Annotated in this window: 10 protein-coding genes; 5 read left to right on the forward strand and 5 right to left on the reverse strand. The window is 70.5% G+C overall.

Annotated features, from left to right (window positions below; all coding sequences use genetic code 11):
• Positions 1-33 precede the first annotated feature (33 nt).
• Positions 34-1,695 (forward strand): alkaline phosphatase D family protein, encoded by a 1,662-nt coding sequence (locus tag ABZ532_RS01335; RefSeq protein ID WP_361278310.1) that lies wholly within the window; start codon positions 34-36, stop codon positions 1,693-1,695.
• Positions 1,696-1,728: 33 nt separating this feature from the next.
• A complete protein-coding gene (locus tag ABZ532_RS01340) occupies positions 1,729-3,366 on the forward strand; it encodes a serine/threonine-protein kinase (RefSeq protein ID WP_361278312.1) in 1,638 nt (545 codons plus the stop codon).
• A 20-nt stretch (positions 3,367-3,386) separates the two neighbouring features.
• Here ABZ532_RS01340 and ABZ532_RS01345 read toward each other — a convergent pair whose 3' ends face one another.
• The gene (locus ABZ532_RS01345; RefSeq protein WP_361278314.1) at positions 3,387-3,965 is read right to left on the reverse strand and encodes a dienelactone hydrolase family protein; all 579 of its coding nucleotides are present in this window, start codon (positions 3,963-3,965) and stop codon (positions 3,387-3,389) included.
• A 23-nt stretch (positions 3,966-3,988) separates the two neighbouring features.
• Here ABZ532_RS01345 and ABZ532_RS01350 point away from each other — a divergent pair, with 23 nt between their 5' ends.
• Both ABZ532_RS01350 and ABZ532_RS01355 read left to right on the forward strand, forming a co-directional pair.
• Positions 3,989-5,077: a mechanosensitive ion channel domain-containing protein gene (locus ABZ532_RS01350; protein ID WP_361278316.1), complete on the forward strand. Its 1,089-nt coding sequence runs from the start codon at positions 3,989-3,991 to the stop codon at positions 5,075-5,077.
• A 90-nt stretch (positions 5,078-5,167) separates the two neighbouring features.
• Positions 5,168-5,839 (forward strand): HAD family phosphatase, encoded by a 672-nt coding sequence (locus ABZ532_RS01355; RefSeq protein WP_361278318.1) that lies wholly within the window; start codon positions 5,168-5,170, stop codon positions 5,837-5,839.
• 41 nt (positions 5,840-5,880) lie between these two features.
• On the opposite strand, the gene ABZ532_RS01360 is transcribed toward ABZ532_RS01355, so the two are convergent.
• The 4 genes from ABZ532_RS01360 to ABZ532_RS01375 form a co-directional block, all read right to left on the reverse strand.
• A complete protein-coding gene (locus tag ABZ532_RS01360; protein ID WP_361278320.1) occupies positions 5,881-7,479 on the reverse strand; it encodes a Na+/H+ antiporter in 1,599 nt (532 codons plus the stop codon).
• Positions 7,480-7,590: 111 nt separating this feature from the next.
• Positions 7,591-8,532 (reverse strand): RluA family pseudouridine synthase, encoded by a 942-nt coding sequence (locus ABZ532_RS01365; RefSeq protein WP_361278322.1) that lies wholly within the window; start codon positions 8,530-8,532, stop codon positions 7,591-7,593.
• A gap of 47 nt (positions 8,533-8,579) precedes the next feature.
• Positions 8,580-9,197 (reverse strand): signal peptidase II, encoded by a 618-nt coding sequence (gene lspA, locus ABZ532_RS01370; RefSeq protein ID WP_361278324.1) that lies wholly within the window; start codon positions 9,195-9,197, stop codon positions 8,580-8,582.
• A gap of 90 nt (positions 9,198-9,287) precedes the next feature.
• The gene (locus ABZ532_RS01375) at positions 9,288-10,307 is read right to left on the reverse strand and encodes a TraR/DksA C4-type zinc finger protein (protein WP_361278326.1); all 1,020 of its coding nucleotides are present in this window, start codon (positions 10,305-10,307) and stop codon (positions 9,288-9,290) included.
• 552 nt (positions 10,308-10,859) lie between these two features.
• Here ABZ532_RS01375 and ileS point away from each other — a divergent pair.
• Positions 10,860-14,000 carry an isoleucine--tRNA ligase gene (gene ileS, locus ABZ532_RS01380; protein WP_361278328.1) on the forward strand — a complete coding sequence of 1,047 codons (3,141 nt, stop codon included), beginning with the start codon at positions 10,860-10,862 and terminating at the stop codon, positions 13,998-14,000.
• Positions 14,001-14,219 lie beyond the last annotated feature (219 nt).

Raw genomic sequence — 14,219 nt, forward strand, 5'->3', positions numbered from 1 at the left:
CGTTTGCCTTACTGGTCAGTAGTCTGATCGGCCGTGACCAGACTCCTCCCCACAACTCCAAGCCGCCGCGCGGTCGTCAAGGCCGCCGCCGCTACCGCTGTCACCACCGCCGCCGTCGCCGCGCCCGCGCTCGCGGCGGCTTCCGCCGCCCACGCCGACGACGCACTGGGCACCGCGTTCCTCCATGGTGTCGCCTCGGGCGATCCCCTCTCCGACGGTGTGCTGCTGTGGACCCGGGTCACACCGTCCCCGGACGCCGTGCCCGGGTCCGGCAAAGGCCCCGCCACGGAGGTGAACTGGGAGGTCGCCGAGGACAAGGGCTTCGCCCGGATCGTGGCCGGCGGCCGTACCACCGCCACCGCCACGAGCGACCACACCGTCAAGGTCGATGTGCGCGGTCTGCGTGCCTCCACCGTCTACTACTTCCGCTTCAGCTCCGGCCCCGCGGTCTCCCCCGTGGGCCGTACCCGTACCGCCCCCGCCGTGGACGCGAGCACGTCCGGGGTGCGCTTCGGTGTGGTGTCCTGCGCCAACTGGGAGGCGGGCTACTTCTCCGCGTACCGCCACCTGGCCGCCCGTGCCGACCTGGACGCGGTCCTCCATCTCGGTGACTACATCTACGAGTACGGCACCGGCGGCTACCCGGAGGAGAAGTACGTCGTACGGCAGCACGAGCCCAGGCACGAGATCCTCAGCCTGGCCGACTACCGCACACGGCACGGCAAGTACAAGACCGACGCCGACCTCCAGACGATGCACGCGGCTCACCCGATCATCGCGATCTGGGACGACCACGAGATAGCCAACGACGCCTGGTCCGGTGGCGCCGAGAACCACACCCCGGGCACCGAGGGCGACTACGCCGCTCGTGCAGCGGCGGCCAAGCAGGCGTACTTCGAGTGGATGCCGGTGCGCACCGCCACCGAGGGCACCGTCTACCGCAGGCTGCGCTTCGGCAAGCTGGCCGAGCTCCATCTGCTGGACCTGCGCTCCTTCCGCTCCCAGCAGGCGTCGGTGGGCAGCGGCAAGGTCGACGACCCTGAGCGCACCATCACCGGCCGCGCCCAGCTCGACTGGCTCAAGTCGGGCCTGGCGGCTTCCGACGCGACCTGGAAGCTGGTCGGCACCTCGGTGATGATCTCGCCGGTCGCCTTCGGCTCCCTTCCGGCGCATCTGCTCGAACCGATCGCCAAGCTGCTGGGCCTGCCCACAGAGGGCATCGCCATCAACGTCGACCAGTGGGACGGCTACACGGACGACCGCAAGGAGCTGCTGAAGCACCTGACGGACCGCGGCATCACGAACACCGTGTTCCTCACCGGTGACATCCACATGGCCTGGGCCAACGACGTTCCGGTGAAGGCCGCGACCTATCCGGTGTCGCAGTCGGCCGCCACCGAGTTCGTGGTGACCTCGGTGACCTCGGACAACTTGGACGACCTGCTGCATGTCCTGCCGGGCACGGTCTCCCTTGTCGCACAGGCCGCGATCAAGGCTGCCAACCGCCATGTGAAGTGGGTCGACATGGACCACCACGGCTACGGCGTGCTGGATGTGACCGCCGAGCGCTCCCAGATGGACTACTACACGCTGTCCGACCGGACGAAGCAGGACGCCACGGCGTCCTGGACCCGCTCGTACCGGACCCTGAACGGGACCCAGAAAGTGGAGAAGGTGAACCAGCCCGTGCGGTGAACGGGGCGGTTCCGGTTCCTCTAACCTGGCGCCATGAACGCGCCGGGGGATGTGATCGACGCGCGGTTCGAGCTGATCGAGCCGCTCGGCAGCGGAGGAATGGGCACGGTGTGGCGGGCTCGCGACACCGTGCTCCACCGCGAAGTGGCCCTGAAAGCGGTCCGATCCGATGCGGGGGCGTCCGCGGCCGTGCGGGAGCGTGTACTGCGCGAGGCCCGCGCTCTCGCACGGATCAGTCACCCACATGTGGTGACTATCCACCACATCGTTGACGCGGATCCCCATCCGTGGATCGTGATGGAGCTGGTGCCCGGCGACTCGCTGCAACAGCGGCTCAGCCAGGGGCCGATGGCTCCGGACGAGGCTGCCCGCATCGGCCGCCAGGTGCTCTCCGGGCTGAGCGCCGCGCATGCGGCGGGCATCCAGCACCGGGACGTCAAACCCGCCAATGTGCTGCTGCGCAACGGTGTTTCAGCGGGACCCGGCGCAGAGAGCCCGCCTGTCGCCGTGCTCACCGACTTCGGCATCGCGGCACTGGAGGGCACGACCTCGCTGACCATGACGGGTGAGCTGGTCGGCTCGCCCGAGTACATCGCCCCGGAACGGATCCGCGGCCATGACCGGGACAATCCGGCGTCTGATCTCTGGTCGCTGGGGCTGGTGCTGTACGTGTGCGCGGAAGGCGTCAGTCCGCTGCGCCGGGACTCCACCCTGGCCACCCTGGCGGCGGTGCTCGACGATCCCGTACCGCCCCCGGCCCGCTCCGGGCCGCTCGCACCGGTGCTGGAGGCCCTGCTGGTACGGGATCCGGCGGCCCGGCCCGTTGCCGGAGAGCTGGACGCGATGCTGGCCCGGGTGGAGGCCGGCGGGACACCGGACTGGTCCCGGCCGACGGTGACCGGACTGGTGCCGCCGGTGCCGGGGGCCGCACGCACGGCGCCTCCCACGCCCCCCACACCGCCCGTACCCACTCAACTGGACAGCCCGCGGCCCACGGTCCCCGAAGACCCTCACCCCACGGTCCCGTCCGGGAAACGGCAACGGGAGGGCGAGCGGGAGCGCCGCCGTATGCCCGTGGCGATCGCCGCGATCGCGGTGGCCGTCGCGGTCACCGCCGCCACCGCGCTCGCCCTGACCCTGCGCGAACAAGGGCAGGGCGCCACCAAGGAGGACGCCAGAGGTCCGGCCGCGGTCACTCCGGCCGGTACGGCTTCGGCTACCCCCGCGCCCTCGTCACCGGCTCCCCTGTCCTCGGGACCCGCCCCGCCCAGCGCGCCGGTGGCGACGCCCACACCCAGCCCGTCCGCCGCCCCGCCGGACGAGGCGCTCACGCCGTCCGGCCGCTGGATCGCGCAGTTGTTCTCGGAGCCCGTCAGCTCGGGTACGACGGCCCGCGATCAGCGTCTCGCCGCCGTACGCACCACCGTGCCGGAGGCCGATGTGCTGCGCAGCGACGACTACGCCTCGCTGCGCCCCGGGTACTGGGTGGTCTACGCGCCCGGCCCGTTCACCAGCGGCGCGTCCGCGCTGGTGTTCTGTGCCGAACGCGGAAGGACCACGGCGAACGCCTGTATCGGCCGCTATCTCAGCACGCGTGCGGACGACTACGGGTTCCAGTGCAGACCTCCGGCCGACAACCCCACGGGCCAGTGCTACCGGCTCTCCTCCTGACGGTGGCGGGGGTTGTCTCCTCAGCCTTCCGCGAGCGAGTCGAGGAAGGCGAGCGACACCCGCCAGGTCTGCCCGGCGGCTTCCTCGTCGAAGTCCGGCAGGTCGGGGTCGGTGTACAGATGCCCCGCACCCGGGTAGCGGTGCACCTCCACGTCGGCCCCCGCCCTGCCCATCTGGAGATACCAGGCCGTCAGCCAGTCATGGGGCTCGAACGGATCGGGGTCGGCCACGTGCAGTTGGACGGGCAGTTCATCAACTCGGGCATCTTTAGCGATATCGGATGTTCCGTGCAAAAGGAGCAGACCGCGCGCCTTCTCGTCGCCGAGCGCGAGATTCTGCGCCACGGCGGCGCCGAACGAGAAGCCCGCGTAGACCAGTCCGCGCTCGGAGTGGGGCGCGGCGGCCAGGACCGCCCGCTTGAGAAGTTCGTCCATGCCGACCTCGTCGCGGAACTCCATGGCCCCCTCGACGGAGTCGAACGTACGGCCGCCGAACAGGTCGGGCGTCCACACCTGGTGCCCGGCGGCACGCAGTCGCTCGGCAGCCGCGTGCACCGCCGGGCGCAGACCGTACACAGAATGGAAAAGCATGATGTCCATGCGGTCAGGTTACGTTCGAGGTTATGGAGAACGTGCTGCGCCCGATGATCGTCCTGGTCGGCTCGGTGGGACTGACCCTGCTGCTGGTATGGCTTGCGGACCTGCTGCTGCGCCGAACCGACGCCCGCCACACCGAGACCCCCCTGTGGGGCCTGCTGCGCCGCTGCCGCGCGCCACTGCAGGTGGTGCTGCTCACCGCGCTGCTGAGGGGCACCTACGGCGAGACGCACATCCCGGCTGTGGAGCGGAACGAGGGGCTGATCGGCCATGTACTGACCCTGGTGCTGATCGCGGCCTCGGCCTGGCTCGTGATGCGGATAGCCGCCGCCGTGGTCGAGTCCTCGTACTCGCGGTACGCGGCCACCACCCGGGATCCGGCCCGGGTGCGCCGGGTGCGCACCCAGGTGGCTCTCGTCCAGCGGATCGTCACCGCCATCGTCTGTGTGGTCGCCGCCGCTTCGATGCTGCTGACCTTCCCGGGGATGGACAAACTGGGCGCCTCGCTGCTCGCCTCGGCGGGTGTACTCGGCATCGTCGCCGGCGTGGCCGCGCAGTCCACCCTCGGCAATCTCTTCGCCGGCTTCCAAATCGCCTTCGGTGACATGGTGCGGATCGGGGACACCGTCGTGGTGGACGGCGAGTGGGGCACCGTGGAGGAGGTCACCCTCACCTTCCTCGCCGTACGCACCTGGGACGAGCGACGGATCACCATGCCGGTCTCGTACTTCACCAGCAAGCCGTTCGAGAACTGGTCACGCGGTGGTGCGCAGATGACCGGCACTGTCCTGCTGCACCTCGACCACTCGGCGCCGGTGGCCGCGATGCGCGAGAAGCTCCAGGAGATCCTCCACGAGTGCAAGGCCTGGGACGGCCGCGACTGGTCGCTTGCGGTCACGGACACCACGCCGAACTCGATGGTGGTACGAGCGATGGTCACCGCCAAGGACGCCGACGACCTCTGGACGGTTCGCTGCGCGGTGCGCGAGCAGCTGATCTCCTGGCTGTGCGAGCACCACGCCCACGCACTGCCCCGCATCACGACGGCGATGGCGGTGGAGGCTCCGGGAGCCTACGCGGAGGAGGGTGCGTCCCGGCGAACCGGACGGGACTGACCACACACCGAGGCGACAGCAGGGCAATTCCTGCCCGATTCCGGGCAGGAATATGGAAGTTCCGCGACTCTCGCCCTAGGGTGATCGTTCATGATCGCTCTGCCCACCGGCGTCGAGGCCGTGGTCTTCGACTGCGACGGCATGCTCGTCGACACCGAATCCTGCTGGACCGTCGCGGAGACGGCCGTCTTCGCCGCACACGGCCATGCCTTCGGCCCCGAGCAGAAGGCCCTGGTCATCGGCCGCACCCTGGAGGACGCGGGCGAGACCATGGCCCGGTACCTCGGCCGCCCGGGCGCCGGCGCCGAACTCGCCGCCGAACTCCTCGGGAGAGTACGCAAGGAACTGTCCGAGGGCGCTCCTGCCCTCCCCGGGGCAGCAGAGCTGGTGCGCGCCTGCCGGGCGGCCGTCCCCGTCGCCGTCGCCAGCAACAGCCCGAGGGAACTACTGGACGCGGCACTGGGGTCGGCCGGTCTCGCCGAGTACTTCACCCACTCGTTCGCCGCCGACGAGGTGAGTTCCCCCAAGCCCGCGCCAGACCTCTACCTCACGGCATGCGAGACACTCGGTGCGGCCCCGGAACACACCGTCGCCTTCGAGGACTCGGCCACGGGTATCGCCTCGGCGCGTGCCGCGGGGCTCTACGTGGCGGTCGTACCGTCCCTCCCGGGGGTCGAGCTCGACCACGACTGGCTGGCCGGCAGCCTGGCCGACCCCGATGTGCGGGACTGGGCCAGGGAGTTGCGGCGCGGCGCCGCTTGATGCCACTGACCGCCGCATACAGGCGCAGGCGTTGGCCCGGGTCAGCGCAGACTGCGCACATCGAGATGGCGCAGCACACGGTCCACCACCTCGGGATCGGTACCCGGCTCACTACGGGCCGCCAGCACCTCGTGGCGCGCCGCTGACAGCATCTCCCGGGTGATACGGGACACGGTGCGCAGCCGGCGGTCGCGCTTGGCGTACCAGTCGCGGCGTTCCTCGTCCACGATGTCCGGGCTGATCCGGGTACCGACGTCGTACGCCGCCCGCTGCAGCCGCTCGGCGATGTCCTCGGGCAGGTCCTCGACCTCCTCGATCTCCTTCAACCGGTGCTTGGCCGCCCGTGCCGCCCTGCGCGCGAGGTCTCTTTCCAGGGCCCGCTCGGCATCCGTGTCGGCCCGCACGCCGAGGCGTTTCACCAGCCACGGCAGGCTGAGGCCCTGCACGATGAGGGTGGTCATGATCACCGCGAACGCGATGAAGATGATCTCGTCGCGGTACGGGAACGGCTCACCGGCATCGGTCCGCAGGGGGATCGCGAGGGCCAGTGCCACCGACGCCACGCCCCGCATCCCGGACCACCACATGACGACGGTCTCGCGCCAGCCGACCGGGATCTCCTCGTCGTAGTCGCGGATGCGGTGGAGCCGCTTGGCGAGCGCGGTGGCGGGCAGCAGATACAGCAGCCGTACGCCGACGACGACCGCGACCACCGCAGCGGCCCAGCCGGCCAGCGTGGCCATCCCGGCCTCGTGCCCGGCGGCCGCCGCCCCGATGACCTGGTGGAGTTCCAGCCCGATCACGCCGAAGGCGAGGCCGGTCACCAGGGTGTCCACGATCTGCCAGAACGTGTCTCCGGCGAGGCGTCCCAACACGTCGTCCGCGTCGACGGCGTTCTCGGCGAGATAGAGCGCGGTGACGAGGACGGCGAGCACACCGGACCCGAGGAGCTCCTCGGCCAGCGCGTAGCTCACGAACGGCACCAGCAGGGTGAGCCCGATCTGGAGGGTGGCATCGCCCAGCAGCCCCATCAGCCGGTTCGACAGCCAGCCCAGCGCGAGTCCGACCGCGACCGCCACCACGGCGGAGAGCACCAGCTCCCCGGCCGCCTGGGGCCAGGAGAAGCTGCCGCTGACGGCGGCGGCGATCGCCACGTGGTAGAGCACGATCGCGGTGACGTCATTGAAGAGCCCCTCGCCCTCCAGGATCGACACCAGCCGCCGCGGCAGCCCGAGCGAGCCCGCGACGGCGGTCGCGGCGATCGGGTCGGGCGGCGCGACCAGCGCACCGAGCGCGACGGCGGCGGCCAACGGCAGGCCGGGTACGACGGCCTGGGCCACGGCCGCGACCGCCGCCGTGGTGACGAACACCAGGGCGACGGCGAGCAGCAGGATGGGCCGGATGTTGGCGGTGAACTGACGCCAGGACGTGCGCTGGACCGCGGCGTACAGCAGCGGCGGGAGCAGCAGAGGCAGGATGTACTCGGGCGGCAGGGCGATGTTCGGGACGAACGGCAGCAGCGCGAGCACCACACCGATGAGCGTCATCAGCACGGGCGCGGGCAGCCCCAGCCGCGCCCCCAGCGGCACGGTGACCACGGCCCCCAGCAACAGCGTGAACAGCAAGGCCAATTGGTCCACGGGCGGACCTCCCGGGGGCGGTACGTCGACGGTCGGCCCGGTAAGCCTCCCATGCGATCACCACGAATCAGAGCAGGGGGCCGCGGCACCCCCCGCTCAAGCGCAACCCGCTCAGGCGCTCTCCGCGGCGATCCGGTCCAGCGCCGTCTGGAGGTCGTCGGGGTACGTGCTGCTGAACTCGACCCACTGCCCGTCGGACGGGTGCTCGAAGCCGAGCCGCACCGCGTGCAGCCACTGCCGGGTCAGACCGAGCCGTCGTGCCATCGTCGGGTCGGCACCGTAGGTGAGGTCGCCCACACAGGGGTGCCGGTGCGCCGACATGTGCACCCGGATCTGGTGCGTACGGCCCGTCTCCAGCTTGATGTCGAGCAACGAGGCGGCCCTGAAGGCCTCCATCAGGTCGTAGTGCGTGACGGAAGGCTTGCCGTCCGCGGTCACGGCCCACTTGTAGTCATGCTGCGGGTGGCGCCCGATCGGCGCGTCGATGGTGCCGCTCAGCGGGTCGGGGTGGCCCTGCACCAGGGCGTGGTAGCGCTTGTCGACCGTGCGGTCGCGGAACTGCTGCTTCAGCAGCGTGTACGCGCGCTCCGACTTGGCGACCACCATCAGGCCCGAGGTGCCGACGTCCAGCCGGTGCACGATGCCCTGGCGTTCCGCCGCGCCCGATGTGGAGATCCGGTAGCCGGCGGCGGCGAGCCCGCCGATCACGGTCGTCCCGGTCCAGCCGGGGCTCGGATGCGCGGCCACTCCGACCGGCTTGACGATCACGACGATGTCGTCGTCGTCGTGGACGATCTCCATGCCCTCGACCGGCTCCGCGACGATCTGCACCGGGGCGGGCGCCTGCGGCATCTCGACCTCGAGCCACGCGCCCCCGCTGACCCGCTCGGACTTGCCCACCGTGATCCCGTCGACCAGCACCTTCCCGGCGGCCGCGAGCTCGGCGGCCTTGGTGCGGGAGAACCCGAACATACGGGAGATGGCGGCGTCGACGCGCTCGCCTTCAAGGCCGTCGGGAACGGGCAGGGTGCGGGTTTCGGGAAGCGTACTCACCCGTCGAGTATGCCTTGTCCTCCCGTGTGACCGGTCCGCCGGTCAGCTCAGTCCTTGTGCACTGTCCCGTCGGGGTCCAGTCCCCGGAAGGAAAGGATCACGATGAGGAAGCCACCGCAGACGATCGCCGAGTCCGCGAGATTGAACACGGCGAAGTGCGCGGGCGCGATGAAGTCGACGACGGCGCCCTGGAGGAGGCCGGGCGCCCGGAAGATCCGGTCGGTGAGATTGCCCAGCGCGCCGCCGAGCAGCAGTCCGAGCGCGATGGCCCAGGGCAGGCTGTAGAGCTTGCGCGCAAGCCGTGCGATCACCACGACCACGATGGCAGCGATGATCGTGAAGATGATCGTGAAGGCGCCACCGAAGCCGAAGGCCGCACCGGGGTTGCGCACCGCCGTGAATTGCAGCAGATCGCCGATGACCGGGATCGGCGGCTGGTGCTCCAGCTTCGCCACCACGAGCAGCTTGCTGCCGAGGTCGATCAGGTATGCCACGATCGCCACGGCGAACAGCGCGACGACGCGGCGCCTGCCCCGGGAACGCTCCCCGGCACGTTCGTCCGAGGAGCGCTCATCGGGACCTGCCTCGGCAGCCGCGGCCGCAGCCGCGTCGTCGGCCTCGTCGTTGTTGTCCGGCGTACCGATGACGCGCTCCGCCTCTGCCACGTGAGTCCCTCGACCTGGGTACCTGAGTGGTACCTGACTGGTCACGAGGGTACGGCACACCTCCGTGAAACGGCCTGTGAAAGGGGCCGCTCAGCCCCGGCGCTCCTGCTTCTGCTTGTCCTCCACGCACAGGGTCGCCCTCGGGAAGGCCTGCATCCTCGCCTTGCCGATGGGCTTCCCGCAGATCTCGCAGAGGCCGTACGTGCCAGTGTCGAGGCGGTGCAGGGCGCGCTCTGACTGCTCCACCATGTCGCGGGCGTTGTTGGCCAGGGCGATCTCGTGCTCGCGTGTGATGTTCTTGGTGCCGGTGTCGGCCTGGTCGTCGCCCGCGCCGTCACCGGAGTCCCGCATCAGACCGGTCAGCGCCTCCTCTGAGTGGCTGATCTCTGCCCGCAGCCTGGCCAGCTCGTCCTCGAGCTCGGCGCGCGCCTCGGCGACCTCTTCGGGCGCCCACGGGTCCTCGCCCGGACGCACCGCCAGCTCTCCGGGCACCGCAGCGGCACGCTCGGTCGCCAGTGCCGTGGCCGTGCTGTCCCCGCCGGCTGTGGCTCCGGCCACGATCTTCTTCGCTCCCACGGTCCTGGCTCCCGTCTGCTTGGCGGCCTTCGCCGCCTCCTTGGCCGTTCTGGTGGCCTTTCCGGCACCGGCGCCCGCCGTCTTGCCGACGGCCGCCGTCTTCTTGCGCTTCGCCGGCGCCCTGGGGGCCGCCGCCGGGGTGGACGCCTCGGGGCGTCCCGCCGCCTCCTTGTGGGCGGGGGGCTTCTTCTCCGCGGTCTTCGTACCCGCCGCGCGCTTCGCGGGCCTGGCGGGCCCGGCTGCGGTCTTGGCGGTCTTGGCGGTGGCCTTGGTCGCGGTCTTCTTCGCGCCCTCCGGCTTCGCCGCGCCGGTGCCCGCCCTGGTGGCCTTCTTCGCCGGTGCCACGGCCCTCACCTCCGTCGCCTCATGCGCGTACGCACCGGCTTCGCCGGTCTTCGGCGTCCGGCCACCAGCCGGACGCCTCGTCGCGACGGTGCTCTTCTTGTTGCCGTCCATTCCCTCGGCCGCCGCCCTTGCGGCGGCGGTGGAGCTCATGGACGCCGTCTTCTTCACGGCGGTCTTCTTCTCCACCATGGCCGCGGCCCCTTCACATATTGTGATCTTGCGCGCGAATCGGTGCTGGGACGATAAATCGGCCCCAGCGCCGCGGCAACGTGGCACGCCGCCCGCAGGGCCCGTCCCGCGCCTGCTCGGACGCGAGCCTGCATCCGTTGTGCCCAGCTCCCCGCCTGGTAATCCGCCTGATGACCGGTACGCGGAGCCGGCGCGTGAACGTATGGCCATTCGGGTCACAGCGGAAATCCGGTCGGCCCCGCCAGGGCAGGGCCCGTACACTGGGCGGAGCGAAAGGCATGGATGGGGACCAGTAGCGTCGTACGCAGCCATGAGCGACCCGGGGACGGTGCGAGCCCGGGGGCGAGCGCGAAGCGAAACATCACCCCGGAGCCGCCGGAAGAAAGCCCGGTCACCGCATGGTGCACCGGCGAGTAGAACCGGCTTCGCGACCCCAATGAGGGGGCCCGGGACGAGTTCGTCCGGGGCCAAGGAGGGTGGTACCGCGGGAGCAGCTCATCGGGCTCTCGTCCCTCCGACGGAACAGGCACAGTCCGTTGGAGGAGCCCGTAAATGACGCCGCCGCCTCAGTACCGCCCGGTACCCGCCCAGGTCGACCTGCCCGCTCTCGAGCACGCCGTGCTCGACTTCTGGCAGGACAACAAGATCTTCGCGAAGAGCCTCGAGCAGTCCGAGGGCCGCCCCGAATGGGTGTTCTACGAGGGCCCGCCCACCGCCAACGGCATGCCCGGCGCCCACCACATCGAGGCCCGTGTCTTCAAGGACGTCTTCCCGCGATTCCGCACCATGCGGGGCTACCACGTGGCCCGCAAGGCGGGCTGGGACTGCCACGGCCTGCCCGTCGAGCTCGCCGTCGAGAAGGAGCTCGGCTTCAGCGGCAAGCAGGACATCGAGGACTACGGCATCGCCGAGTTCAACGCCAAGTGCCGTGAGTCGGTGACCCGCCACACCGACGCGTTCGCCGAGCTCACGACCCGTATGGGGTACTGGGCCGACCTCGACGGCGCGTACCGGACGATGGACCCGGCCTACATCGAGTCCGTCTGGTGGTCGCTGAAGGAGATCTTCAAGAAGGGCCTGCTGGTCCAGGACCACCGCGTCGCCCCCTGGTGCCCCCGCTGCGGCACCGGTCTGTCCGACCACGAGCTGGCGCAGGGCTACGAGACGGTCGTCGACCCGTCCGTCTTCGTCCGCTTCCCGCTGACCTCCGGGCCGCTCGCCGGCGAGGCGTCGCTCCTGGTGTGGACGACGACCCCCTGGACGCTGGTGTCGAACACCGCGGTGGCCGCGCACCCCGAGGTCACGTACGTGGTGGCGACCAACGGCCAGGAGAAGCTCGTGGTCGCCCAACCGCTGCTGGAGAAGGCGCTCGGTGAGGGCTGGGAGGCCATCGGCCGGTCCTTCACGGGCGCCGAGATGGAGCGCTGGACGTATGAGCGCCCCTTCGGTCTCGTGGAGTTCCCCGAGCCCGCACACTTCGTGGTCAACGCCGAGTACGTCACCACCGAGGACGGTACGGGTCTGGTCCACCAGTCCCCCGCCTTCGGTGACGACGACCTCAAGGTCTGCCGCGCCTACGGCCTGCCGGTCGTCAACCCGGTGCGCCCCGACGGCACCTTCGAGGAGGATGTGCCGCTGGTCGGCGGGGTCTTCTTCAAGAAGGCCGACGAGGCGCTGACCAGGGACCTGGACGAGCGCGGTCTGCTGTTCCGGCACGTCCCGTACGAGCACAGCTACCCGCACTGCTGGCGCTGCCACACGGCACTGCTCTACTACGCGCAGCCGTCCTGGTACATCCGCACCACCGCGGTCAAGGACCGCCTGCTCGAGGAGAACGAGAACACCAACTGGTTCCCCGAGTCGGTCAAGCACGGCCGCTTCGGCGACTGGCTCAACAACAACATCGACTGGGCGCTGTCCCGCAACCGCTACTGGGGCACCCCGCTGCCCATCTGGCGCTGCGAGGAGGGCCACCTCACCTGCGTCGGCTCGCGCGCCGAGCTGACCGGGCTGACGGGCGCCGACCAGACCGCTCTCGACCCGCACCGGCCGTTCATCGACGGGATCACCTTCCCGTGCCCTGAGTGCTCCGGGCGGGCCACACGGGTCCCCGAGGTCATCGACGCCTGGTACGACTCGGGCTCGATGCCGTTCGCGCAGTGGGGCTACCCGTACCAGAACAAGGAGATCTTCGAGAAGCGCTACCCGGCGCAGTTCATCTCGGAGGCGATCGACCAGACCCGCGGCTGGTTCTACACGCTGATGGCGGTCGGCACGCTGGTCTTCGACAAGTCCTCGTACGAGAACGTCGTCTGCCTCGGCCACATCCTCGCCGAGGACGGCCGCAAGATGTCCAAGCATCTGGGCAACATCCTCCAGCCGATCCCCCTCATGGACCAGCACGGCGCGGACGCGGTGCGCTGGTTCATGGCTGCCGGCGGATCGCCCTGGGCGGCGCGGCGAGTGGGCCACGGCACCATCCAGGAGGTGGTCCGCAAGACCCTCCTCACGTACTGGAACACGGTCGCCTTCCAGGCTCTGTACGCCCGCACGTCCGGCTGGGCCCCTTCGCCGGCCGATCCGGCGCCGGCCGAGCGCACGGTGCTGGACCGCTGGCTGCTGTCCGAACTGCACGCGCTGGTGGACCAGGTCACCCTGGCTCTGGAGGCATACGACACCCAGCGCGCCGGCAAACTGATCTCCGCCTTCGTGGACGACCTGTCGAACTGGTATGTCCGCCGTTCGCGGCGCCGCTTCTGGCAGGGTGACGCGGCGGCACTGCGCACGCTCCATGACGTGGTCGAGACCGTGACCCGGTTGATGGCCCCGCTCACCCCCTTCATCACGGAGCGGGTGTGGCAGGACCTGGTGGTCCCGGTGACTCCGGAGGCCCCGGAGTCGGTGCACCTGGCGAGCTGGCCCGAAGCGGACCTGTCCGCGATCGACCCGACGCTGTCCCAGCAGATGGTGCTGGTCCGCAGGCTGGTGGAGCTGGGCCGTGCGACCCGTGCGGAATCCGGGGTCAAGACCCGCCAGCCGCTGTCGCGGGCCCTTGTCGCGGCGGCGGGCTTCGAGTCGCTGTCGCCGGAGCTGCACGCGCAGATCACCGAGGAGCTGAACGTCTCCTCGCTGGCGTCCCTGTCGGAGGTCGGCGGTTCGCTGGTGGACACCACGGCCAAGGCGAACTTCCGGGCGCTGGGCAAGCGGTTCGGCAAGGGCGTCCAGGACGTGGCGAAGGCCGTCGCCGCGGCCGACGCCGCGGCGCTGTCCCTCGCGCTCCGCGGTGGCACGGCGACGCTGGAGGTGGGCGGTGAGACCATCACCCTCTCCCCGGAGGAGGTCATCATCACCGAGACCCCCCGGGAGGGCTGGTCGGTGGCCTCCGAGCAGGGCGCGACGGTCGCACTCGACCTGGAGATCACCCCTGAGCTGCGGCTCGCGGGGCTGGCGCGCGACGCGATCCGCCTGATCCAGGAGGCCCGCAAGAACAGCGGCCTGGACGTGGCGGACCGGATCGCCCTCCGGTGGACCTCCGAGGACGCGGAGGTCACCAAGGCCCTCACCGACCATGCGTCCCTGATCGCGGAGGAGGTCCTCGCGACGGACTTCGCCTCCGGCGAGGCGGAATCCTCGTACGGCTCCCCCTTCACGGACGCGGGCCTGTCCCTGGCCTTCCGGCTCCGCAAGGCGTAGGCCGTGTCATAGAACCGCCTGGCTCGCGACTCCCCCGCACCGGACGCCGTGAGCCCCGCCCTCCGGGCGGACAGCGCCAGTTCTCCAACACGGCCCAAGCGTCCACCCTGAGGCCCGGTCGGCTTCCGCCGGCCGGGCCTCTTTGCTCGCGCGGGAGTTGTCGGTGTATCCCACCGCGGTGTATCCCACCTCAGTCGCGGTGGGGCGGTGTGCGGGCGG

Source organism: Streptomyces sp. NPDC019396 (assembly GCF_040632375.1).
Classification (GTDB): domain Bacteria; phylum Actinomycetota; class Actinomycetes; order Streptomycetales; family Streptomycetaceae; genus Streptomyces.